Genomic DNA, 24388 nt, shown 5'->3' on the forward strand with positions numbered 1-24388 from the left:
TGTTAATCCCTCATGAGCGCTAGTGTGGACCTGCGACTAAATTGAAACATTTGGTCACGCGTCGACCTGGGTCTAGCAGGTCGTGGTGCCACCGGCTCAAGGGAACCTCCAAGTGATAACAAAGATCCTGATCGCCAACCGTGGTGAGATTGCCGTACGAATCGTGCGAGCCTGCGCCGAAATGGGCATTCGCTCGGTTGCGATTTTTTCCGACGCCGACCGTCATGCGTTGCATGTGAAGCGTGCGGATGAGGCCCACAGCATTGGTGCCGAGCCACTGGCCGGTTACCTGAACCCGCGCAAGCTGGTGAACCTCGCCGTCGAAACCGGTTGCGATGCACTGCATCCCGGTTACGGTTTCCTCTCGGAAAACGCCGAGCTGGCTGATATCTGCGCTGAACGCGGGATCAAATTCATTGGCCCGTCGGCAGAAGTCATCCGCCGCATGGGCGACAAGACCGAAGCGCGCCGCAGCATGATCAAGGCTGGCGTACCAGTCACGCCGGGCACCGAAGGCAACGTGGCCGACATCGAAGAAGCCTTGGCCGAGGGCGACCGCATCGGTTACCCGGTGATGCTTAAAGCCACCTCCGGTGGTGGCGGTCGCGGTATCCGTCGCTGCAACAGCCGCGAAGAACTCGAACAGAATTTCCCTCGGGTGATTTCCGAAGCGACCAAGGCCTTCGGTTCTGCCGAAGTGTTCCTGGAAAAATGCATCGTCAATCCCAAGCACATCGAAGCGCAGATTCTCGGCGACAGCTTCGGCAACGTCGTGCACCTGTTCGAGCGTGATTGCTCGATCCAGCGCCGCAACCAGAAACTCATTGAAATCGCCCCGAGCCCGCAACTGACCCCGGAACAGCGTGCCTACATCGGCGACCTGTCGGTACGTGCTGCCAAGGCAGTGGGTTACGAGAACGCCGGCACCGTGGAGTTCCTGCTCGCCGAGGGCGAGGTGTACTTCATGGAGATGAACACCCGGGTGCAGGTGGAACACACCATCACCGAAGAAATCACCGGGATCGACATCGTCCGCGAGCAGATTCGCATCGCCTCCGGTCTGCCGCTGTCGGTGAAACAGGAAGACATTCAGCACCGTGGTTTCGCGTTGCAGTTCCGTATCAACGCCGAAGACCCGAAGAACAACTTCCTGCCGAGCTTCGGCAAGATCACCCGTTACTACGCCCCCGGCGGCCCGGGTGTGCGCACCGACACAGCGATCTACACCGGCTACACCATTCCGCCGTTCTACGACTCGATGTGCCTGAAGCTTGTGGTCTGGGCGCTGACCTGGGAAGAGGCGATGGACCGTGGCCTGCGTGCCCTCGACGACATGCGTCTGCAAGGTGTGAAGACCACCGCCGCGTACTACCAGGAAATTCTGCGCAACCCGGAATTCCGCAGCGGCCAGTTCAATACCAGCTTCGTTGAAAGCCACCCTGAACTGACCAACTACTCGATCAAGCGCAAACCCGAAGAGCTGGCCCTGGCCATCGCCGCCGCCATCGCCGCCCACGCAGGCCTGTGAGGAATACAACAATGTCCAAGACCCCAGTTTCTAAAAAAATACATGTCACCGATACCATCCTGCGCGACGCTCACCAATCGCTGCTCGCCACCCGCATGCGCACCGAAGACATGCTGCCGATCTGCGACAAGCTCGACAAAGTCGGCTACTGGTCGCTGGAGTGCTGGGGCGGCGCGACGTTCGACGCCTGCGTACGCTTTCTGAAAGAAGACCCGTGGGAGCGTCTGCGCCAACTGCGCGCGGCACTGCCTAACACGCGTCTGCAAATGCTCCTGCGCGGGCAGAACCTGTTGGGCTACCGTCACTACAGCGACGACGTGGTCAAAGCCTTCGTCGCCAAAGCTGCGGTGAATGGCATCGACGTATTCCGCATCTTCGACGCGATGAACGACGTGCGTAACTTGCGCGTGGCCATCGAAGCGGTGAAAGCGGCCGGCAAACATGCCCAGGGCACCATCGCTTACACCACCAGCCCGGTGCACACCATTGATGCGTTCGTGGCGCAAGCCAAGCAAATGGAAGCCATGGGGTGCGACTCGGTGGCGATCAAGGACATGGCCGGTCTGCTGACCCCGTACGCCACCGGTGAACTGGTTCGTGCGTTGAAGGCCGAGCAATCGCTGCCGGTGTTCATCCACTCCCACGACACTGCCGGTCTGGCGACCATGTGCCAGCTCAAGGCGATCGAAAACGGCGCCGACCACATCGACACCGCGATCTCCAGCTTCGCGTCGGGCACCAGTCACCCGGGCACCGAGTCGATGGTTGCTGCACTCAAGGGCACCGAGTACGACACCGGCCTGAACCTCGAGCTGCTGCAAGAGATCGGTCTGTACTTCTACGCCGTGCGCAAGAAGTACCACCAGTTCGAAAGCGAATTCACTGCCGTTGACACCCGCGTGCAAGTCAACCAGGTGCCGGGCGGGATGATCTCCAACCTCGCCAACCAGTTGAAAGAGCAGGGCGCGCTAAACCGCATGGCAGAAGTGCTGGCGGAGATCCCGCGCGTGCGTGAAGACCTCGGCTTCCCGCCGCTGGTGACCCCGACCTCGCAGATCGTCGGCACCCAGGCATTTTTCAACGTGCTGGCCGGCGAGCGCTACAAGACCATCACCAACGAAGTGAAGCTGTACCTGCAGGGCGGCTACGGCAAAGCGCCGGGCGTGGTCAACGAAAAACTGCGTCGTCAGGCCATCGGCAGTGAAGAAGTCATCGATGTGCGTCCGGCCGATCTGCTCAAGCCGGAAATGACCAAGCTGCGTGCCGACATCGGTGCACTGGCCAAGTCCGAAGAAGACGTGCTGACCTTTGCCATGTTCCCGGACATCGGCCGCAAGTTCCTCGAAGAACGTGCCGCCGGCACCCTCACGCCGGAAGTGCTGCTGCCGATTCCAGAGGCTGGCGGTGTGACGAAGGCTGGCGGCGAAGGCGTGCCGACCGAGTTCGTTATCGACGTCCACGGCGAAACCTACCGCGTCGACATCACCGGTGTTGGCGTCAAGGCTGAAGGCAAGCGTCACTTCTACCTGTCCATCGACGGCATGCCGGAAGAAGTGGTGTTTGAGCCGCTCAACGAGTTCGTCAGCGGTGGTAGCAGCAAGCGCAAGCAGGCTTCGGCACCGGGCCACGTCAGTACCACCATGCCGGGCAACATCGTCGATGTGCTGGTCAAGGAAGGCGATACCGTCAAGGCCGGCCAGGCTGTGCTGATCACCGAAGCGATGAAGATGGAAACCGAAGTCCAGGCAGCGATTGCCGGCAAGGTCACCGCGATTCATGTGGCCAAGGGTGATCGGGTCAACCCGGGCGAAATTCTGATCGAGATCGAAGGCTGAGATAACCGCCGCGATCCAACGCTTTAAACCTCGGGGGGGGGAATGTGCTCCCCTTTTTTTTGCCTGAATTTTTCACCTGTAGGAGCAGCCTTCGGCAGCTCCTACAGAAAATGTTGTGTCAGTTAAAACGCCATGCGCCATTGGCCCATCACGCCGTGAGTTCGGCTGTCAGTGGCCATTTCACCGGTGAGACCAACACCGACCGTGTGATTGGCAGACAGCCCGAGATCAATGCCGGCATCCAAGGCCAGGCTGTTGCGATCCAGCGCGGCACCGGCAACCTCAAACCGCTTGCCACCCTTGACCAGTTGCTGGCGGGTGTCGCTTTCAATCTCGCCAAAGGTGTGTTTCCAGCCGGCACTGAAGCGCGGCGTCAACGTCATGCCGTTATCCAGCCGATTGATTTTCGCCGTACGCAGACCGAAGGTGCTGCTGAGGTTGTCGCGGGTTTGCCCAAAGACTTTCAGCGCCGCATCCCCACCTTTTTCGCTGTAGCTGTCGCGCTGGTAGCGCTGATAACCGACGCTGGCGAACGGTTCGAGCGTCGCGTTGTGCCGGCCAACATTGACCGCCAGTTCGGCAAAGGCTTGCTGAGTGTTGGCGTCGTAATTGCCCTTGAGGCGATCGCTGAAGCCGTTGAAAGCCACCCGGCGTTTGCTATCACCGTCATGACTGGCATAGGTCGCCCCGAGACGCAGTGAGAACGGTCCGTCCTGGCGCACGGCGTAGGCCCCGAGGTGCCAGCTGTCGAGGTCGCCATCGTATTGCCGGGCGTCGAGTCGGGTTTGCGACTTACCACCGACCAGGCCGATATGCCATTGCCCATCGAGCCGCCAGTCGGCGCCCATGACCAGACCTTGGGTGGCGTGTTTCAGGGTGCTGTCGAAGTCGCGGTCGACCTTGCCGCCATGACCAAGCGCCTGAATCCACACCCGCCCTGAATCGGCAGCGCCGGCGGCCTGACGCGGTGAGTTGCCGGAGTTGTAGGCAGAACCGTAACGGCTATTCAGTTGTTGCATGGCCGAGAGCATGCTCGCGCTCACCGGTGTGATGCTGCTCAGGGTGGCTTTGGCGAGGTTGGCATTGCTGCCAGCCGCGAGTTGTTCGATTGCGATTGGGGCGGTGACTTTGTCGCTGGTCAGTAACGCGGCGACTGCTGCGTTAACCGGCTTTTCAGGTCCAGCAGCTGGCTGCTCCGCAATCGCAACCGATGGTGCCATTGGTTGCGTGGCTGAAACTGAATCAGTTGCTGATGCAGTCAACGATGCTGGTGTTGCAGATGTCGAAGGGGCTTGTGGCTCTTCAATACTGTTGGCAATCGCACGGCCATTGTCTGTCGTCGCCACACTTTCAATGTCTACCTCATTACGGGAATAAGTCAGCCCGACCTTCTGCTCGTCGTAATGCAACTCTGGCGTCATAAAGGCCAGTTTGTTTTCGATGTTGGCGAAGCGACCTTCGACTGACGTAGCAGTGAGGATGGTGTGTTGGCTGCTTTGCGGGTATTCACCGGCAGTCACCAGTTTCAGTGTTGCGTCGCCAAGGCGGGCAATTCCACCGACTACGATTGTCGGGCTGCTACCGGCAGCATCAACGGCGTATGAAAGCACTGCTGTTCGGGACAGGTTCAGGTCTCCCGTAAGCGTTGGCGCGCGGTAGACCTCATCGACCGAAAGACGACCGTTGACGTTCAGATCATGCAGTGTTCCATAGCCCGCATAATGACCGTTTTCCTGAACGGTGACGTCACCTCCGATCAGTCCCTTGTTGGTGAGATCGCCGCTGCTCAGAACTATGGCATTGCCGACGATCGAACCGGTGTTGATCAGAATCCCCCCGGCTACCGCATCCCCCAAGATGTTCCCTTCATTGGTCAGTGATGCTTTTGGTCTGACCAGGACGCCAACACTAAAATCGCCGTCGCCACTTCGACGCCATGCGCCTTGCTTGACCTCCAGGCCGTCGAAGTTGATTGTTTTCCCCAGCGTTCCCTTTGCCGCATCGAGTTGCAGGACGTTGACGCCGCCGCCACCATCGACCAGCCCGGCAAAGCTGCCTCGGCTGCCCAGAGTAATAAGGTCATTGCGATCATCAAATCGAAGTGAAATACCGTCGGTGGCACTGACTTTTGATTTAGTGGGAAGGTGTTTGACGGTGTCAGGATCACCGACGAAAGCGTCGAGTATCCCGATCAATCCGTCGGCACGTGGCACTGGATCAGCAGCGAGTTCAGCGTGAACAAAGGGGGAGCATCCCAGCGTTAGTGCGATCGCCAGCGCGATTTTTTTTGCTTGGTACGTGTGTTGAACGGGCATCGAACAGAGCCTTTCTTTGGAAGGAGACCCAACTCTATTGATGCACCGAAAAATCCGATGTCGGCTGCTTCCCGCACGCTTGCAGGCGACATCGGATCGTTTTGTAGAAAATGACCGAGAGAACCGCTACCTCGATTTTTACTCGGTCGCAGCGGTCCTTTTTCCTACAAACAATCAAGACCGCGCCGGCTGTTCAACCCTCAGAAACTCATCTGCCACTGCCCGATCAGCCCGTGATTACGACTGTTGCTGCCGATCTCACCGCTGTATCCCACACCCAGGGTATGCCGCGCAGAAATCCCCACATCCAGCCCAGCCTCCAGCACCAGGCTGTCGCGATCCAGCGCACTGCCATCGACGTTGAATGCTGTGCCGCCGGTTATAAACGCCTGACGCGTCGAGTTGCTGACATCGCCGTAGGTGTGTTTCCAGCCAGCGGCCATGCGCGGCGTTACGCTCATGCCATTGTCGAGGCTGCTCAGGTGCGCCAGGCGCAGGCCGAAGGTACTGCTGAAGTTGTCCTGGGTCTGGCTGTCGACTTGCAGCGCGGCGGCGCCACCTTTCTCCTGATAGCTATCGCGGTGGTAACGCTGATAACCGAGGCTGGCGAACGGTTCGGCGCTGAGGCGGTCGCTGCCCATGGCATAGCCGAGTTCGGCGAAGGCTTGCTGGCTATCGGCGTCGTAGTCGCCTTTCGGGCGGTCGCTGAAACCATTGAAGGCGATGGTGCGTTTGCTTTCGCCCTGATGGCCGCTGTACGCCGCGCCGAGACGCAGCGAGATCGGGCCGTTTTGATGTAGCGCGTAGACGCCTGCGTGCCAGCTCTCAACGTTGCCGTCGACGCCGGTCGCGTCCAGATCGGTTTTCGAATAACCGCCCAGTACGCCCAGGCGCCATGCCGGATTCAGTGCCCAGTCGGCGCCCAGCACGCTGCCCTTGGTGCGTTGCTCCAGACCACTGCTGCCGTGCTCGCCATCGAGTTTGCCGTAGCCGCCGATGCCTTGCAGCCAGAGGCGGCCGCGTGCGTTCGGGTCATTCAGGTTGCGCGCCTCGGACGGCACGCCATTGGCTGCCAGCACGGGTGTGTCGCGTTGATCGAGACCGACCAGCAGTCCCGGGCTGCCGCCCATTTGCTGCATCGCCGAGAGCATGCTGCTGCCGACCTGACTGCTGGCGCCGAGGGTGGCGCTGGTCAGGTTGGCGTTGCTGGCGCCGGCCAGTTGCTCGATCGCCGCGCCGGCCGTGCTTTGGCTGGTGTTGAGCAAGGCGTTGTACAGCGCATTGTTTTTACCGATCGAGGCGAGGCTGTTGGCGGCGTTGCTGCCGTTGCCGGTCGTGGCGAACTCATTGAACGCCACGTCATTGCGGGTGTAGGTCAGGTCGACCTGGGTTGGCGTGTAGGCGAGGGTCGGCGTCAGGAACGCATAGTCGCTGCTGACCTTGCCGAAGGTGCCGTTGACCTGCGCCGCTTGCAGCACGGTGTAGTGGCTCTGCCATGGATACGTGCCGCTGCCGGGATTCACTGCGAGCGTTGCGCCGTTGAGATTGGCGATGCCGCCGACCTGTACCGGCGCGCTGCTGCCGTCGGCGTTGACGCTGTAAGCGAGGGTGGCTGTGCTGCCCATGATCAAATCGCGAACGATGGTTGCGCGACCGAGGCTGGTATCGGTGCGCAATGTGCCGTTGACAGTGAGGCTGCCCACCGAACCGCCACCGGCATATACACCGCCGGCATCCACGGTCAGGTTGCCGGCGATGCTGCCTTGGTTGACCAGTGTGGCACCGTCGCGCACCGCGCCACCGTCACTGAAGTCGCCGCTGCCGGTGAGCGTCCACGCACCTTGTTCGATCTCCAGCCATTCGAAGTTGCGACTGGCGCCGAAGCTGCCACCGGCCGCGTCATCCATCACCACCCGGTCATAACCGCTGCCGCCGTCGACAACACCGACGAAGCGACTGCCGTTGCGCAGGGTCAGGCTGTCGTTGCCGCCACCCAGATCCAGCGCCAGGCCATTGCTGCCACTGATTGTGCCGCCGTTGATGACGTTGTCGGCGAACTCGCCGACGAACTTTACGCCGAAACCGTTGAGGCCTTGAATGGTGCCGAAGTTTTCCAGCGTGGTCGCCGCCAGTCCCGAGCCGCCGCTGCCATCGTCGACCAGAATGGCGCTGTCGGCACCGCTGATCAAAGCGTTGCTGGCGTTGAGGATGTAACCGCCACCCAGCGCGATACCCTCGCTGCCATTGGCGAAACCGCCCTTGTCCACACCGCCCGCGCCGACCCCCTGAATGGTCCCGTAGTTTTCGATGTGGGCGATCTTGTCGATGTCCACGCCGTCGCCGTCACCGTTCGCTTGCAAGCCTGAGTAAGCCCCGTTGATGGTGCCGTGGTTGATCACCGTGCCATCGCCGTCGGAACCGAAGCCGGAACCATTGCGGCCGGTGATCTGCCCGTAGTTGATCAGCGTCGCGCCAAGATCGGTGGTGATGCCGTGCCGGCCACCGGAAATCACCCCGTAGTTGGTCACACTGACGCCGCTCGCGGAATCGATATCGATGCCGTCGAATTTCTCGTCGGCATTGTGCGAATCGCCGGTCGAAATCTCGCCATAGTTGCTGATCGTCGCATTCGCGCCGGTCTTCATGCCGTCGCTGGCGTCGCCGCGAATCAGCCCGCCGACGCGGTTGATAATGGTGGTCTTCACGCCGTCACTGCGCAGCGCATCGAGGTCCAGACCCTGACCGGTTGTGGAGCGAATCACGCCGCTGTTGTCGATCAACAGACTGCCGCTGACAAAGTTGCTGTCGATGCGCAAGGCGTCGTTGGCGCCGAGAATCTGCCCGCCGCTGCGGTTATAGATTATGTAGTTCCGCGCCTGGGTCAGATCGCCGCTGCTGTCGATGGCCCGGCCACCGCTGGAAACGATTTTGCCGGCGTTATCGATCACCACACCGGCACCGCTGGTCTTGTCTTTCAGGCTCACGGCCTTGCCGCTGTTGGTGATGCTGCCCGGCGTGGAAATCGTCAATGTGTCGCTGCCACCCAGGGTTTGCGCTGCCGTGGTGGCGGTGTCGATCTGCACGGTTTTAGCGTTTGCCGATGTGGCAGCGATCAACAGGGCAATGGCGAGGGACAGACGCTGGGGCGGGAACGGCATGGTCGTACGGCCTTCTTGTTATAAGCGGGCCGTCCTGTATAGCGAAGGGTTTTTACAGAATGATGTCGGTGGTTGATCTGCATTGTTTTGCATTCAGATTTCGCTTGTTAGGGGTAAATCTGCATTTTGTTGCAGATTTTGGCGTTCTATCAGGCTTTGAATGCACTACATTGCATCCGGCATCAATGAAGGCTCTGTTGAAATGTATTTAAAAGTACAGGAAATGAAAGCGTGGGATCTGCAATGAGCCTGACGGTAGCTGAGCGCATGGCGCTCATCGAAAGCATCCAAGAAGCGCTGGCCGACGGGACATTGGAAATCAGCGAAGCCGTCCGCCGTTTACGAGTGGAGGTGACAGGGCTGCATCAAATCCAATTCGCTAAGATGTGCAAAATTTCGGTCCGCACGTTGATACACATAGAGCACGCTGAGGGTAATCAGACGTTGAGGTCGTTGGACTCAATATTCCGATTGTTTGGCCTGAAAATGGGCGTCGTGCGGGTACGCCGAGAGACCAATTAAAATCCGACGCAGCCCGCAATGTGTCGATCGCCCTAGCTCCGCCGCACGTAAGCCTTGCCGTAATGCCGCTCCATCCGCGCCTGAATCAATTCCAGTCCAATCGACATCAGCCAGTAAATGATCGCCGCCGTCGTGAGCATTTCGATGTAGCGGTAGCTTGAGCGTCCATAGGACTGGGCGAGAAACATCACTTCCCAAACCCCCATTACCGAAATCAGCGACGAGTCCTTGAGCATCGAGATGAACTGGTTGGTCGTGGGCGGGATGATCGTGCGCATGGCTTGCGGCAGGGTGATACGCCAGAAAATCACTGTCTCGCGCATCCCCAAGGCCAGCGAAGCTTCGCGCTGGCCGTGGTCGACACCGAGGATGCCGGCGCGGAAGATCTCGCTGAGATAGGCGCCGTAGTTCAACGACAGGGCAATGATTCCGGCGACGATGGCGCCAGGCACGATGCCCAGTTGCGGCAAGCCCAAATAGATCAGCAAAATCTGGATAAGCAGTGGCGTGCCGCGAAAGAACGAGGTGTAAAAACTGGCGATGCCGAACGCCACGGCGCTTTTCGACAGGCGTGCCAATGCCGTGACGAAGCCCAGCAGGGACGAGGCGACAATCGAGCACACACAGAGGAAAAGCGTCAGCGCCGCACCCTGTAGAAAACCGTTGGGCGCCAGGTGCAGACCGATCAGATTGGGCAGTTTGTCGAGGATGATCGAGAACTTCAGGTCGAAGCTCAGAAAGAACCCGGCGAACAGGCAGAACAGCGCGGCCCAGGTCATGTACAGCCGCGTTCGAAAACCGAACAGGCGTTGCAGGCGTGATTCAGCCACCGGTTGTGGTGGCTGTGGCGGTGTCGGGAAAGAAGTCATTGGCTGATATCGGCGCCGATCCATTTTTGCGACAGCTTGCCCAGGGTGCCGTCCTGTTTCAGTTGCGCGAACACCTCGCGCACTTTGGCATCCCATTGCGCGTCACCCTTTTCGATGGCCACCGAGTTCGGTTCCGAATACAGCGGCGCGCCGGCCAGTTTGAAGCGTTTGTCCTGGTTCAGACGTGGTTGCGCGGTGACGAGGTTGGTGAGGATTGCATCCAGGCGCACGCCGGCACCCAGGCCCAAATCCTGGAAGGCGACGTTGTCGGTATCGTACGGCGCGATCTGCACATCGTCGAACGGGTACTGCAACTGCGTGTCTTCGGCGCCTTCGATGACCAGGTTCTTGTTCAGATAACTTTCGTAACTGGACGCGCTGGTGAGGCCGACTTTTTTACCACTCAAATCCTTGGCAGCGTGAATCCGATCATCCTTGGCGTTGACCACGATCACTGCCGGCGACGCGTAGTACTCGACCGGGAAATCGAACACTTCGGCGCGGGCCTTGCTCGGCGTCATCGAGCAGATGCAGATATCGTAACGCCCGCTCCAGCGGCCGGCGGCAATGACGTCCCACGACGGCGTTTCCAGTCGCAGCTTGACACCCAACTTGTCAGCCACTGCTTTGGCGACGTCCACGTCGAAGCCATCGAGCTGGTTCTGGTCATTGAGAAACGAGAACGGTGGATAGCTTTCCATCAGCACGCCGACCAGTTCTTTTTTCTGCTCGATACGATCCAGCGTGGCGCCAGCAAAGGCGTGAGTGGACGCGGCCAGAATCGTCAGGCCCAGGGCCAGTAGCGGTTTGAATTTCACAGTCGATCCCTGGGTAAAAAAGAGGTTGTTTTTAACGGAATGGTGCGTATTAAATAGTTATAAGAACGACTCTGATAGTGAGTTATTTTCATAAGCATATGAGTGAAAAGCATATGGGCGCAGGCAGCACGATTATTCTCGATGGCGGCATGGGCCGTGAGTTGCAGCGCGCCGGGGCGCCATTTCGTCAGCCGGAGTGGTCGGCGCTGGCGTTGAGCGAGGCGCCGCAAGCGGTTGAGGGGGTGCATGCCGCTTATATCGCCAGTGGCGCCAATGTGATTACCACCAACAGTTACGCCGTGGTGCCGTTCCATATTGGCGAAGAACGTTTCGCCGCCGAAGGGCAGGCGCTGGCCGCGTTGGCCGGTGAGCTGGCGCGGCGTGCGGTGCAGGCCTCGGGGAAATCCGTGCGGGTGGCCGGCTCATTGCCGCCGCTGTTTGGCTCCTATCGTCCGGATCTGTTCGAGGCCGCACGAGTAACCGAGTTGCTGACGCCCTTGGTCAATGGCCTGACACCGCACGTTGATCTGTGGCTGGCGGAAACCCAAAGCTCGATCATCGAGGCGCGAGCCATTCACGCGGGATTGCCGAAGGATGGCAAACCGTTCTGGTTGTCGTTCACCTTGAAGGACGAAGACACCGATGAAGTGCCGCGCCTGCGCTCTGGCGAACCGGTCGCCGAGGCCGCGGCGGTGGCGGCTGAGTTGGGTGTCGAGACGTTGTTGTTCAATTGCAGTCAGCCAGAAGTGATCGGTGCCGCGATTGATGCCGCGCGTGACACCTTCGAGCGTCTGGGGGTGAAGATTCACATTGGTGCTTACGCCAATGCGTTTCCGCCGCAGCCAAAAGAAGCTACCGCCAATGACGGACTCGATCCGCTACGCGAGGATCTGGATCCGCCGGGTTACTTGCACTGGGCGATTGACTGGCAGCAGCGCGGTGCGAGCCATTTGGGCGGTTGCTGCGGGATCGGGCCAGAGCACATTGCGGTGCTTGCGCAAAAGCTGGGCTGAAAATAGCTCAAAAGATCGCAACCTGCGGCAGCTCCTACAGGGTGAACGTCAATCCCGTGTAGGAGCTGCCGCAGGCTGCGATCTTTTGCTTTTCAGGTAATCACGATCGGCATTCAACCAAGCCTTTCACCTGTCCGTCGGGCGTCTGATTTTCATCCGACAGCCACCTCTCGAACCCTGCCGCAATCGCCGGCCACTCGCCATCCAGAATCGAATACCACGCGGTGTCGCGGTTCTGCCCCTTGACCACCATGTGCTGGCGGAACACACCTTCAAAACTGAAACCCAGACGTTCGGCGGCGTACTTGGAACGGGCGTTGCCGTTGTTGCATTTCCATTCGAGGCGGCGGTAGCCGAGGTCGAAGGAGTGTTTGGCCAGCAGGTACACCGCTTCGGTGCTTTTCGGCGAGCGTTGCATCGGCGCGCCGAAGGTGACGTGGCCGATTTCGATGCGACCCTGGGCCGGGACAATCGACATCAGGCTGAGGATGCCTTGTACCTGATTGGTCGCGCGATCAACGATGCTGAAGAAATACGGGTCGCTGGCGGCCGCGTGGTTGTTCAGCCAAGCGTCGAAAACGCTGCGTTCCGGGAACGGGCCGTAGGGCAAATAATCCCAGAGTTTCGGGTCGGCACCGGGGCCTTCGAGGGCGGCGAACAGTTGGTCACCGTGGCGCGCCGGGTCGAGTCTTTCCAGGCGGATGAAACGGCCTTCGAGCAGTGTGGCGCTAGGGGCAGGGACGCCTTTCCAGTCAGCGAGTGATGCGGTCATGCGTGCGTCTCCTTAAATGGCTTTGCGAAACTGGATGAAGCCCGGGCGTTCGGCGATGCGCTCGTAGAGCTGGATCGCGGTGGCGTTGGTTTCGTGGGTCAGCCAGTGCACTTTGCAGCAGCCGTCAGTCTTGGCCGTGGCGTAAACGTGTTCGATCAACAGACGGCCGACGCCGGTGCCGCGGATTTCGGGTATCACCAGCAGGTCTTGAAGGTAGCAGGAGTTTTCGATGCTCCAGTTCGAGCGATGGTAGATGTAATGCACCATGCCCACGGCTTTACCGTCGGCCCACGCCAATGCTGCGTGGGTTCGCTCGCTTGGGTCGAGAAAACGCTGCCAGGTGCTGTGCGTCACAGCTTCCGGCAATTCAGTGTTGTAGAAACGCAAGTAAGCCTGCCACAGCGGTAGCCACGCGGCGTGGTCGTCGGCGCTGACCGGGCGAATGTCGATCTGACTCATGGAGATTTCCTTAGCGCATCAATCGGGCGAGGGTTTGATCATTGATTTCCGGGCTGGCAGCGAGGCCTTCGCGCACGCCGGCAATGTCTTCGGCGCTGCGGTTCTGGCTGAGTTTGCGCTTGCCTTCGAGACGGTCGATGGGAATGGCAAAACCGACAATCGCTTTGAGCATGCCGTCGATGTAATCGGCGGGCGCATCGGCGACTGACCACGGCTGGGCGCGGCCGGCCTCATGACGGTCGGTGAGGGTGCTGACGATGTCGAGCAAACGCCCACCATCGCTGAAGGTTTCGGCGTGGCCATAGGCGTGCACGGCGATGTAGTTCCAGGTCGGCACGACTTTGCCGTGCTCGGCCTTGCTCGGGTAAAAACCCGGGCTGACGTAGGCATCCGCGCCGGCGAAGATCAGCATGGCTTCGGCACCGTCGCGCAAGTCTTTCCACTGTGGATTGGCGCGGGCCAGGTGCCCGTACAGCGTGCCGTACTCGCCTTGTTCGCAATGCAGCAGCACCGGTACATGACTGGCCTGCAAGCCACTTTCGCCGTGGGTCACCAAAATGGCGAGGCGGGTGGCGAGGATCAGTTCGTGCAGTTGGGACAACTCTTCGATGGCAAAGGCGCGTGGCGTGTACATGGGCAGATTTTCCTTGGCGAATGCCAGCATCGTAGGCAGGCTATTGGTCTGTTGTAAGAGCCATTGATGACCAATTTCATAGGTCCATTGTCATGTCCGATTCGCCAACGATGTCCATGCCATTCAACCCTGCCGGTATCGAGCTTGATCGCCGCCAGGGTTTGAGTCGGCAGCTCTATCAGGCGTTGCGCCTGCGGGTACTGGACGGGCGACTGGCGAGCGGCACGCGGTTGCCGGCCAGTCGCGATCTGGCGGCGGCGTTGGGGATCTCCCGCAACAGCGTCGTGCGGGCCTACGATCAGCTTTATGCCGAGGGGTTTATCGAAGGGCGGGTAGGGGATGGCACCTACGTCGCACAACTGATGCCCGTGGCGAGTCCAACGAAAAATTTATCCACAAAAGTATCCACAGGGTTTTCAACAGGCTTACCCACAGCCTTATCCACAAATTGGCTGGATTTGCCTGTGGTTCCATCCAGTAAAGTTATCCACAGTGGTGGTTTTTCGCGCATCGAAAACAACCATTTGTCCAAGCCACCAAGCGGTCCGCCGCGCGCCTTTCGGGTCGGGGTTCCAGCGTTTGATCTGTTCCCGTTTGAGGTGTGGGCCAAGCTGAATGCGGCTTTCTGGCGCAAACCGGATCTTGAGCAGCTGTGTTATGGCGATCCGTCCGGCGATGCGCGTTTGCGTGCAATGATCGCTGCCTATCTGCGCAGTTCGCGCGGCATGCAGTGCTCACCTGAGCAAATTGTGATCACCAGCGGCGCACAACAGGGCATTAGCCTTTGTGCACAGTTGCTGGTGGAGCCGGGCGATGCTGTGGCGATCGAGAATCCGGGCTACCGCGCGGCCGGTCATGCGTTCGCCGTGGCGGGGGCTCGTTTGCACGGCATTGCCGTGGACGAAGAGGGCATGGATTGCTCGGCGCTGTCGGCCACCGGGGACTGTCGGGTGGCGTATGTGACGCCCTCTCATCAGTACCCGACCGGCGTGGTGATGAGCCTTGCCCGACGCCTCGAACTGCTTGCCTGGGCCGAGCGCAACCAAGGCTGGATCGTCGAGGACGACTACGATGGCGAATACCGCTACACCGGTGCGCCGCTGGCGCCGTTGGCGGCACTCGATCGACAGGGGCGCGTGCTGTATGTCGGCACTTTCGGCAAGGTTGCCTTTCCGGCATTGCGCCTCGGTTATCTGGTGCTGCCTCCGGCGCTGGTCGATGCCTTCTCGCAACGCCGGGCCGTGGATGTCCGGCATTCCGAGGTGAGCACGCAAGCGGTGATGGCCGAGTTCATGGCGGCCGGGCATTTCCAGCGGCATATCCGCCGGATGCGCCGGGCTGCGCTTAACCGTCGTAATACGTTGCTCGACGGTTGGCCGGCGCAGATCCCCGGTGTGGGTCCTCTGCCTGCTGTTTCTGCCGGATTGCACCTGACCGTGGCGGTGGACGGCATCGCACGCGAGCAGCAGTTGATCGAGCAGGCCGCCCGCGTGGATGTCGAAATCAACGGTCTGAGCAACTACTGGTTGCCCGACTCCTTGACGTCAGCCGACCAGCGCGCCGGTCTGGTGCTGGGCTTTGCTGCTGTGCCGGAGGCTGCCATCAAAGCGGCTCTGACCCGGTTGCAGCGGGTTTGGCGGGCGTGAAGAACACGGTTTCGGCCAGCTGACTTGAAAGAATCTCGCTGCGATGAATTTCGATCACCTGCTGATTGTTCAGGCTTCGCAGGTCGTACTTACCACCGAGGCGACGCTGTGCCACGGCTTTCACATGTGCGGCGCCGATGGGCGTCAGCGGGGCGTCGACACTGGGATAGTGAAAGTGCGCATAGCACAGTACGTTCTTGGTGTTCACATCGCGTACTTCGTATTCATCGAGGAAGTCGTTGGCGTTTTTTCCCAACCTGCGTCGAGTAACGGTTTTGGTGATCAGGACTTCACCGTGGTTTTTCAGCCACTCGACCCCTGCTGCCGTTGGGGGTTGCTGTTTGATCATTTGGCTGCGCAGGCGGGTGCCTTTTTTGTCAAGGCGGGTCGCGGCATCGTTGAGGGCGTGACCGAGGGTTTCCGTCCCGGGGGACGAGCCGGCAGTGAGATTGCTTGCGGTCAACGCCTCATCGATCGCAGCGTTTGCCTTGCGCAGGCGGGCAGCATGATTGTGAAACGCCTCTTCAATTTCGACCGGAAGTCGTCGGGCGCGTTTGATGCGGGCCTCGGTACGCTGTTCGAACTCGGGCAGGCCGTCGATCAACGCCTGCCCGCCCTCAATGCTTTTTTTAAGATTCGGCCGGGCACGAGGCAATTGCGTCTTGCCGTGTTCGACCCACTCCCCAGGCGATTTCTCATGAAAAGTGGCGATCACCCCGGTCAGCTCGCTACGCACTTCAACCATATCGGTGTTTTGGCCATCGATACTCTTTTTTCGTTCGCCGACCAGGGTGCCTTTGAATCGGGTCTTGATGATTTTTCGGTTCGGTCCCGAGCCTGAAGGGGCTCTCGACGGGCCCGGCTGAGGTTCCAGTAAGTGTTTGTTACGCAACAGGTCTGCCAGTCGCACATCCGTTTGAGCCTTGAACTCGATGACTCGAGCGCGCACGTGCCCCAGTCGAGCCGTCTGAATGTGCTCGGGAAAATCCCTGGCAAAATCGGCGAAGCGTTGATCCACCGCGGTAAATTGTTGCGACACATTGCTCAGGGCGTCGACTCGTTCGCGCAGATTGCTCAGGCTTTCGTCAGCGGTCAGGTTCAGTGAGCTCTGAATATTCAGTGCAGCGTCTTCAATGAGCGTTTCCAGTATCTGCAGCGCATCGACGCGGCTCGCGGCCTCGCCGGGTCTGATGCAAATCTCTTGGCCCAGGCTGATCTGCAGCAGCTTGAGATCATTCAAATCGTAGGTCGGCAGCGCCTTTCGATAAACGGCCAGGGTTTCCACGGCGTCCTTGCCCAGTAGTTCGAGTTCCCGGAACCGGCTATGCGCCGACTCGACCTTTTCGATGATGCCCTGGGTCTGATCGGTCATTTGTTCACAGGTTTCGATAAACGCCTGTCGCTCGACGCGGGCGTCGTCCGCAATCATCGCCATCGCCTTCGCGACATTGGTCTGATAGTCGGTGGAATGCTGGGTGAGCCATTCCTGGCCAAGAAACAACTGCATCTCCAGCCGCTCGATCATCGTCGTGCGATAGTTGGGAATGTCCTGCACAAGGTTCAATGCCTTGATTTTCTTGATGTTTGCGCTGTAGTCCTTGCTCTGCGCATCGAGGGTGTCCAGATACGCTTGGCGTGCCGCTGCGCTGGTTTGTGGCTGGGCATTGAGCATTGCGCTGTGAGCTTGATCGAGTCGGGTCTGTTTGTCCTCCATCGCCAGATCGAAAGCCTTGAGTTCGGCGCTCAGTTTTTTGGCTTGCTTGTCGCTTTTGCTCTTGGCTTCCTTGCGGCGATTGCGCAGCCCGCCTCCGCGCAGGCGCAAGCGCAGGTCGACGACCCATTGACCGCCTTCGGTATGGGTCAGCAAGGGGCCTGTCTGTAGCGGTTGCTGGCGCGAGTCGATGATCTGCACGTCTTCGTTGTCATTGATCACCACTTCAAACCAGCGTTTGCCGACGGGGGCATACCATTTGCTCTGGTGTGCGTAGAGGTGCTGATGGCGACCTGTGCTGGCGGCATCACCGAGCCCTTCGGGTTTGGCGATGTTGAAGCGATCGAGCAGTGAAGCCAGCGCCAGGGGCGAGCGCCGTAGCGCGGCCATGGCGTTGACTGAGGATTCATGGGCAGCGGGCAGTTCGGTGTTGGTGATGTCGGGCAAGCGCAGCGGTTTGAGCGGAGCAGGGCGTGGGGTTGTCGTCAGCGGCGCTTCCTCGGGTTCCACATAGGCCGATTCGGCGGGGGGCGTGTCGCCAACCGCTGCGCGATGAGCCAGCACCATGCCCAGCGCGAGGAAAATATCGGCCAGCGCCGTCCAGGCAAACTTGCCGGACTCTTGGTTGGCGACGTCGCTGATCTCCTGCAAGTCGTCCATGATCTGCCAGATCCATGCCGCCGTGCCGACGCTGCGACCCAGAAATGGCAATGCCGCATTGAAAAGCATCCAGCCGCCGCTTTTGAGTGTGGCCCAACGTGATTCGGCATTGGAGACAGACTGGCGATCGGCTTGAGTGATGACAGCCTGAGCGTTAGTGGTGTGCAAGTTCACCAGAGTGTCACCTTCGATGACGGCAGTGCCCAGAGTAACGGGGCCGGACATATCAAGGGCGGTAAGCGGGTTGACCAACAATTGCGGGATCGTCCAGACCGACGGCAATTTAGCGGTAAACACGAATTGGCTGTAATTGAATCGCACATCGTCCGGCAACCAGGCCAGTACCGATTCACGCAGTTGTCGTGAATGCCGGATTGAATAGAGCAGGTTGGCGTGACTGGGGTACTGAATCAATGCCATGTCGAACAGCGGCCGATAAAGCACACAGGGTCCCTTGCTGACGTCGCGCGGGCCAATGACAAACATGTTGGTCACGGTGTCGGCCGCTGAATTCATGCGATGGGCCACGAACGCCAAGGGCCGGATGACGATTTCTTGCCCGCCGACCTGACGCGCTTCGGCGCGGTCGTCGAGCGCGGCGACCACGTATCGGTAACCCTGTTCATCGATACCTGCTGTGCCGCGGATCTTGTGTTGCAGTGCCAGCAGCGGCAGTTCGAGAACCAACTGACGGGTGTAGAGCTTCTGCAAGGCAGCCGCCTGCACAGCATCGTCGACCAGAAGCTTTTTCAAGTGCGCGGGGTAGGTTTTGCCAATGTCGACGCTGCTCACCAGTTGCTCGACATAAGCCACGGTCATCCAGCCCGGCAGTGCACTGTCGTCCTTGTAGCGGACGGTTTTATTGCCCAGCGGCAGACCTGCCAGGTTTTGCAGAGCGAGCTCGGTCAGCGACAGGCTCTTGGTTTGAATATGGCCCGGCAAGACGAACGTACCCCAGACCTCAAGACTGGTGATGCTGATCTCGATGTTGTCGATGTTCACGTCGCTCGCGGTCGGGTGTTCCTTGAGAATCTGCCGTATCAGGGCCTCCCGAGTGAATGTTTGCAGACTTGCAACCTGTGCCTGAAACGACTGACCGTTGTTCTCCTGCTGCAGCGCCGTCAGGCCCAGCAGATAACGACTGAAAGCGGCCTGATCGTCGGGCGCGGCGTTGTCCAGCCAGGCCGGCAGCATCGGGCGTAGACGGTTGACATCGGATTTGATGGCTGGCGGCGGCTGCCGGGAGCGACCGGTGTGCGGGTTGAGCAGATCAAACGATGGCCCTTCGAAGTAACTGATCTCGCCGAGAGCGTCGCCCTCCAGCGCGATCAGCGTGCAGGCCTGGTGATCGAAGAAGTCGCCTTGCGGTTCCACCAGCCGCCACTTGAGCTGGTGGGTAGAGGTGCGTTGCCAGTATTTGCGCGGCAGTGCATCGCCGAGCTCATCCAGCGAGTCGAAACTCTGGAAACCATGGAGCACTGAATACGTCAGGATCATCGTGCGCTGCCCGACGGTTCCGATCAGTACGGCGCTGTCCAGCAGCGTCAGATGCCCGCCGTCTTCGTCAGCGGTTTCGCTCTGATCGAGATCAATCAGGCAGGCACGAGTCTTGTAGGGGTCGGCGGGCAAACGCTGCTCCTTGTCCGGAACCTTGAAAACGGCCTGAGCCATGGCCAGTTGGTCGGTATCCCAGCCAATTTGGGCGCTGACATTCCACGCGTTGCGCAGTGCGTCCGACATTTGCTGCCAGCGTGGCTGATGCGCAGCGATGAATGTGCCCCAATAAGCAATATGTTGTTCTTTGAAGGAAACGAACATGAGGGGCGCGAGTTCGTTGAGCAGGCGGCCGACGGCGTCAATCTTTACCGGTAGCTGGATCGCCAGTCTGCCGGGCTGCAACGTCAGAAAATGCTCTGTATCGAGGTAGGTCACGGTGGTTCCGTTCAGCGAGAGCCGGACCAGAGCATCGGTCAGTGATTCGATCTGCTCGCGGCCCGGGACGATGCGCTTGTCCTCAATGATCCATGACGGTGTTACCACCATGGCTTGCTGCGGATCGATGTCCAGCGTCGGGTACAGCGCCTTGAGTGCCGGTTTCAGCGTTTTCGAAGCGACCTCGCGCAATGAGGGGCCGGTCATCAGTTGAGTCACTGCATCAACGGTATTGAGTCGGGGAAAATCGGGCATGGGCAATTCCTGATCTGACGATAGAGATTCATATCAGGGGCAAGGTAGAGGTCGGGTCGCGGTGGCGTGCGGTACATAAATCTTGCGGGCAAAAAAAGACCCGCGAGCGCGGGTCTTCAGCCATTTTTAGGGTTACTCGGCGCTTTCGAAACCTTCAAGTACGTTCACTGCGTTGATGCCGATTTCTTCCACCGCATAGCCACCTTCCATCACAAACAGCGTCGGTTTGCCGAGTGCGGCGATACGTTTGCCCATGGCCAGATAGTCCGGGCTGTCGAGCTTGAACTGCGAGATCGGGTCGTCCTTGAATGTGTCGACGCCGAGCGAAACAACGATGATCTCCGCGCCATAGCGCGCGATCTCGTCGCAAGCCTGATCGAGCGCGGCGCTCCACGCGTCCCAAGCGGAGCCGGTCGGCAGTGGGTAGTTGAAGTTGAAGCCTTCACCGGCACCTTCGCCGCGCTCGTCGTCATAGCCGAGGAAGAACGGGAATTCCGCCTCCGGATGGCCGTGGATCGAGGTGAACAGCACGTCGCTGCGCTCATAGAAAATCGACTGGGTGCCGTTGCCGTGGTGGTAATCGACGTCGAGAATCGCGACTTTCTGGTGGCCTTGATCCAGAAACGCTTGAGCGGCGATGGCGGCATTGTTGAGGTAGCAATAACCGCCCATCAAATCGCTGGCGGCGTGGTGTCCCGGCGGGCGACACAGGGCGAAGGCACTGCGCGCGCCACGCTGGATTTCTGCTTGCGCGGTCAGCGCGACTTGCGCTGCGCTGTATGCCGCTTGCCAGGTGCCGGCGGTGATCGGTGCGCCGCCGTCGAAGCTGTAATAACCGAGCTGGCCGTGCAGGCTGGTCGGTTTGATTGCACGCAGGGTGCGCGCCGGCCAGGTGTAGGGCAGCAGATCGCCGTCGGTGTTGAATTCAGTCCAGCGCGCCCACGCGCCTTTGAAAAAGTCGAGATAGTCGCGGCTGTGGATGCGGGCGATCGGTTCCAGACCGAAATCCTTCGGCGCCTCGACCGGGCCGAGATTTTGATTCTGTACACGTTGCAGCACGTGATCGGCGCGTGAAGGCATCTCGAAGCACGGCTTGAGCTGGCCATCGATGAGTTCGCAGCGGCCATGGTGCAGGTGGTGATCGTCCGAGTAGATCGTCAGCATTTGTTGTTCTCCGCAGGGCTGATTCGGTTGACCTCAGTGTTGCGGCGCGCGGCGAATCAGAGAACGGCAGGAAAGGCCAAAAGGGGATGGATATGGCCAAAAATCCTGACCGCAATTCGCCCCTTCAGGCCCTGAATTGGCTCGGCGCCACGCCGCTCCAGCGCACGAAGGCATGGCGGAAACTGGCGGTCTCACTGAAGCCCAGGGTTTCGGCGATGCGATAAATCGGCAACTGATCCTCACACAACATCTGCTTGGCCCGTTCGAAGCGCAGTTCATCGAGCAGTTCCTGATAGCTGCTGCCCATGTCCTTGAGATGCCGGCGCAGCGTGCGCGGCGAGCACTTCATCTGTTGCGCCAGACCTTCCAGTCCCGGCGCGGCGTTGAGTTGGGCGCTGAGCAACTGACGGATGCGCCCGAGCCACGCCTGACGCCCGGTGAACTCAAGGTTCTGCTTGCGACAACGTTCGGCCATGGCTTGATGGGTGATGGCATCGGCCAGCGGCAGCGGTTGATCGAGCCAGTGACGGTCGAAGGCAAAGGCGTTGTCCTTCGCAGCGAAGTGCAACGGTGCGTTGAAGTGTTCGGCATAGCTGTTGCGATAGTCCGGCGCGGCGTGCTCGAACCGCGTCGCGCGCAAGGGCAGCGGATGCCCGAGCAGGTCATCACAAATGACTTTCAGCGACACCAGGCAGAACTCGGCATTGAACACCGCCATCGCCGGACTTTCGCGGTAATCGGCGGCGACGAACCAGACGCGCTCGCCATCGTCTTCCAGGCTCAGTTCGAACAGTGTTCCCAACAGCGCCGGATAACGGATCGCCAGACGCAAAGCGTCACCGAAGGTGGCACAGGTCAGCAGCGCGTAACCGAGGATGCCGTAGCAGGAAACATGCATGCGCCGGCCCAGTTCCAGACCGATATCGTGCTTGAGCGCGACCGCGTTGGCGCAGACCTGCATCTCCTGATTGGTGGTGATGCGCGTGTCGGCGCGGCTGAGATCCGCCGCACTGATGCCGCTGCCGGCCAGCAACGCTTCGCTCGACAGGCCTTCGGCCCTGAAGGTGTTGAGGATCAGCGATACCGCGTTAAGGGTGGTGAGGTGGGAGTGGAGCATAAGAAGTTTCCCGATCATGGATGGGGATACCCCAGCAATTTATGTGCCGTTCAGATAATTTGTAATGTCGAGAATATATTGAAAGTTAAACTTCCAATCACTGGCGAGAGATTTGCAAGTTGCAAGTTATGTTTTTTAAAGTTAACGATAAGACTTCGAATAATTAGAGCAGGACATGGCGCATTTCAATTCTAAAGTTTTAGCAGCGCTTGGTCTACTGTCAGAAATTACGGGTTTTTGGCGAATTGTTAACCGTTTGTCGAATATTTTTATTTGTAGGTATTTTTTTTGACAGCTCCATAAGTCGGGTCTAGTTTGCCAGTGGATGTCGCTAGTTGTTTAGTGGGTGTTGCGGGTTTTTCAGTAAATATGAATTTTGACTAATGTGTCGAAAAAGGAGATTTAAATGAGCCGTTCACAAGCTAAAGAATATCCGCTCGAATTTTTCAAAGGCAGCAAGAAGGCGCTTCAAGGCCAAATCACTGTGGAGGTTGACGGTCAAAAGCAAACGTTTCCGGTCATTCACGCCGAAGTCCGTGCAAATGATATTGTTTTGGACTTCGATATGAGCGGCGGAGATCCGGACCGCAATAATATTATCGGCGTGGTAATCGGCAAAGCTCATTTGAATAAGAAAGTGGAGTTTGTGGGGCACGGCGACCCTGCTTATTTGTTGTTTCAGGATTCTGTGCAAGAGTGGGTGGCGACAAAGGGCTGGATTCGAGTCGAGTGGCAAGAGGGCAGTAAAAAAATCGCTGGATTGCTGGATAATGTGCAGGGCGATGGAGACAATAACTCCAAACTTACCGGCGGAAAATTTGAAGTTACATTAGGTTGATTGTTTAAACCTTCCTGCATCAATTTTGCAGGAAGGTTTATTTATGACGAGAGATGTAGTGGGCAGCGCTGGTCAGACCAGCTCGCCACACAGGTCCAGCTCAACCAGTTGACGAACTTCCTGTGTGTTAAGCCCTGCACCGAGCAGGCCGTGTAACTTGCCGAACGCTGCCTCGCGAGTCATGCCACCACCGGACAATACGCCGACACCGCGCAAACGACTGCCAGCCTCGTACACATCCAGCTCAACGCCACCCTCATGGCATTGCGTCACGGCAACCACCACCACGCCGTTATCCCGCGCCCGGCCAAGGCTGGCGAGGAATTGCGGATTGTCGCTCGGGCCGGTACCGCTGCCGTAGCACTCCAGCACCAGACCCTGGATGCCGCTGTCGAGCAGTCCGTCGAGGACTTCCGCGCTGATGCCCGGGAACAGTGGCAACACCGCCACCTTGGCCATTTGCTTCGGCTGGTTGTAGTTCAACGACGCTGGAATTGAAGGCGCTTTGATACCGCCGCCCTGACGCTCCAGGCGCTTGAACGGATGACGGCCGAAGCTGCGCACCTTCGCGCAACGGGTTGGCGCCAGTAGCTCACCGTGGAAGTACAGATGCACACCGGGCGCCAAGCCCTGGCCGAGGGCAACCAGCGCACCGCCGAGGTTTTCCCAGGCATCGCTGTCGGTGACGCCGGCCGGCAGCATGGACCCGGTGAAGCACACGCGGGCGTGCAGGCCGAGCAACTGGAAACTCATCGCCGCCGCGCTGTAAGCCAGCGTGTCGGTGCCGTGCAGGATCAGCACGCTGTCGCAACCTTGCACATCCACGGCATCGACCACCGCTTCACGCAGTTGCTGCCAATAGGCCGGGGTCATGTTGGCGCTGTCGATCAGCGGCGACATTTCACGGAAGCGCCATTGCGGCACGACGAGTTCAGGCTGGCTGTGCAGGTAGTCGCGCATCCGTGCTTCGAAACCGGACGCCGGGGCCAGGCCGTTGGCGCTGGCCTGCATGCCGATGGTGCCACCGGTGTAGAGCACCATGACGTGTTGGGCGGCGGGGTAGGTCGACGAATTCATGGGGATTCTCCGAAAGGATGAGGTCCTTGTGGGAGCGAGCCTGCTCGCGATAGCGGTCTTTCAGC

17 protein-coding genes are annotated in these 24388 nt (G+C 59.4%); 6 read left to right on the forward strand and 11 right to left on the reverse strand.

Features of this window, described 5'->3' with window-relative positions; genetic code table 11:
- Positions 1 to 112: 112 nt before the first annotated feature.
- Positions 113 to 1528 carry an acetyl-CoA carboxylase biotin carboxylase subunit gene (locus ACOYXJ_RS09755; RefSeq protein ID WP_025112637.1) on the forward strand — a complete coding sequence of 472 codons (1416 nt, stop codon included), beginning with the start codon at positions 113 to 115 and terminating at the stop codon, positions 1526 to 1528.
- Positions 1529 to 1539: 11 nt separating this feature from the next.
- Positions 1540 to 3363 carry a sodium-extruding oxaloacetate decarboxylase subunit alpha gene (gene oadA / locus ACOYXJ_RS09760; protein WP_460369204.1) on the forward strand — a complete coding sequence of 608 codons (1824 nt, stop codon included), beginning with the start codon at positions 1540 to 1542 and terminating at the stop codon, positions 3361 to 3363.
- 122 nt (positions 3364 to 3485) lie between these two features.
- Here the strand turns inward: oadA and ACOYXJ_RS09765 are convergent, their stop codons facing one another.
- The gene (locus ACOYXJ_RS09765) at positions 3486 to 5678 is read right to left on the reverse strand and encodes an autotransporter family protein (RefSeq protein ID WP_460369207.1); all 2193 of its coding nucleotides are present in this window, start codon (positions 5676 to 5678) and stop codon (positions 3486 to 3488) included.
- A 200-nt stretch (positions 5679 to 5878) separates the two neighbouring features.
- Positions 5879 to 8836, reverse strand: coding sequence for an autotransporter outer membrane beta-barrel domain-containing protein (locus ACOYXJ_RS09770; protein ID WP_460369209.1), 2958 nt, complete (start codon positions 8834 to 8836; stop codon positions 5879 to 5881).
- Positions 8837 to 9079: 243 nt separating this feature from the next.
- Here ACOYXJ_RS09770 and ACOYXJ_RS09775 point away from each other — a divergent pair, with 243 nt between their 5' ends.
- On the forward strand, positions 9080 to 9358 hold the full coding sequence (locus ACOYXJ_RS09775) for a helix-turn-helix domain-containing protein (protein ID WP_077575106.1): 279 nt from the start codon (positions 9080 to 9082) through the stop codon (positions 9356 to 9358).
- Between the two features lie 32 nt (positions 9359 to 9390).
- Here ACOYXJ_RS09775 and ACOYXJ_RS09780 read toward each other — a convergent pair whose 3' ends face one another.
- A complete protein-coding gene (locus ACOYXJ_RS09780) occupies positions 9391 to 10227 on the reverse strand; it encodes an amino acid ABC transporter permease (RefSeq protein WP_460369211.1) in 837 nt (278 codons plus the stop codon).
- Positions 10224 to 11045: an ABC transporter substrate-binding protein gene (locus tag ACOYXJ_RS09785; RefSeq protein WP_460369213.1), complete on the reverse strand. Its 822-nt coding sequence runs from the start codon at positions 11043 to 11045 to the stop codon at positions 10224 to 10226. Before ACOYXJ_RS09785 ends, ACOYXJ_RS09780 begins: the two co-directional genes overlap by 4 nt.
- 113 nt (positions 11046 to 11158) lie before the next feature.
- Here ACOYXJ_RS09785 and ACOYXJ_RS09790 point away from each other — a divergent pair, with 113 nt between their 5' ends.
- Complete coding sequence (locus ACOYXJ_RS09790; RefSeq protein WP_150793863.1) at positions 11159 to 12058, forward strand: homocysteine S-methyltransferase family protein; 900 nt, start codon at positions 11159 to 11161, stop codon at positions 12056 to 12058.
- Between the two features lie 100 nt (positions 12059 to 12158).
- Here the strand turns inward: ACOYXJ_RS09790 and ACOYXJ_RS09795 are convergent, their stop codons facing one another.
- From ACOYXJ_RS09795 to ACOYXJ_RS09805, 3 genes are read right to left on the reverse strand one after another with little or no spacing between them, the layout of a single operon-like run.
- Positions 12159 to 12830: a GNAT family N-acetyltransferase gene (locus ACOYXJ_RS09795; protein ID WP_460369215.1), complete on the reverse strand. Its 672-nt coding sequence runs from the start codon at positions 12828 to 12830 to the stop codon at positions 12159 to 12161.
- A 12-nt stretch (positions 12831 to 12842) separates the two neighbouring features.
- On the reverse strand, positions 12843 to 13289 hold the full coding sequence (locus tag ACOYXJ_RS09800; RefSeq protein ID WP_460369218.1) for a GNAT family N-acetyltransferase: 447 nt from the start codon (positions 13287 to 13289) through the stop codon (positions 12843 to 12845).
- Between the two features lie 10 nt (positions 13290 to 13299).
- A complete protein-coding gene (locus tag ACOYXJ_RS09805) occupies positions 13300 to 13923 on the reverse strand; it encodes an FMN-binding negative transcriptional regulator (RefSeq protein ID WP_150793860.1) in 624 nt (207 codons plus the stop codon).
- A gap of 92 nt (positions 13924 to 14015) precedes the next feature.
- Here ACOYXJ_RS09805 and pdxR point away from each other — a divergent pair, with 92 nt between their 5' ends.
- Positions 14016 to 15569, forward strand: coding sequence for a MocR-like pyridoxine biosynthesis transcription factor PdxR (pdxR, locus tag ACOYXJ_RS09810; RefSeq protein WP_460369220.1), 1554 nt, complete (start codon positions 14016 to 14018; stop codon positions 15567 to 15569).
- Here the strand turns inward: pdxR and ACOYXJ_RS09815 are convergent.
- The 3 genes from ACOYXJ_RS09815 to ACOYXJ_RS09825 all read right to left on the reverse strand — a co-directional run bounded on the left by ACOYXJ_RS09815 (position 15526) and on the right by ACOYXJ_RS09825 (position 22408).
- Positions 15526 to 20127 (reverse strand): dermonecrotic toxin domain-containing protein, encoded by a 4602-nt coding sequence (locus ACOYXJ_RS09815; RefSeq protein ID WP_460369222.1) that lies wholly within the window; start codon positions 20125 to 20127, stop codon positions 15526 to 15528. The two genes, pdxR and ACOYXJ_RS09815, sit on opposite strands and share 44 nt — an antisense overlap.
- A 132-nt stretch (positions 20128 to 20259) precedes the next feature.
- Positions 20260 to 21291, reverse strand: a complete 1032-nt coding sequence (locus ACOYXJ_RS09820; protein ID WP_460369224.1) for a histone deacetylase family protein — start codon at positions 21289 to 21291, stop codon at positions 20260 to 20262.
- Between the two features lie 124 nt (positions 21292 to 21415).
- Positions 21416 to 22408 (reverse strand): AraC family transcriptional regulator, encoded by a 993-nt coding sequence (locus tag ACOYXJ_RS09825; protein WP_460369226.1) that lies wholly within the window; start codon positions 22406 to 22408, stop codon positions 21416 to 21418.
- A gap of 406 nt (positions 22409 to 22814) precedes the next feature.
- Here ACOYXJ_RS09825 and ACOYXJ_RS09830 point away from each other — a divergent pair, with 406 nt between their 5' ends.
- Complete coding sequence (locus ACOYXJ_RS09830) at positions 22815 to 23246, forward strand: hypothetical protein (protein ID WP_150793855.1); 432 nt, start codon at positions 22815 to 22817, stop codon at positions 23244 to 23246.
- Between the two features lie 72 nt (positions 23247 to 23318).
- On the opposite strand, the gene ACOYXJ_RS09835 is transcribed toward ACOYXJ_RS09830, so the two are convergent.
- Positions 23319 to 24323: an asparaginase gene (locus ACOYXJ_RS09835; RefSeq protein WP_150793854.1), complete on the reverse strand. Its 1005-nt coding sequence runs from the start codon at positions 24321 to 24323 to the stop codon at positions 23319 to 23321.
- Positions 24324 to 24388 lie beyond the last annotated feature (65 nt).

It is taken from the genome of Pseudomonas sp. Tul2A7, assembly GCF_054790505.1.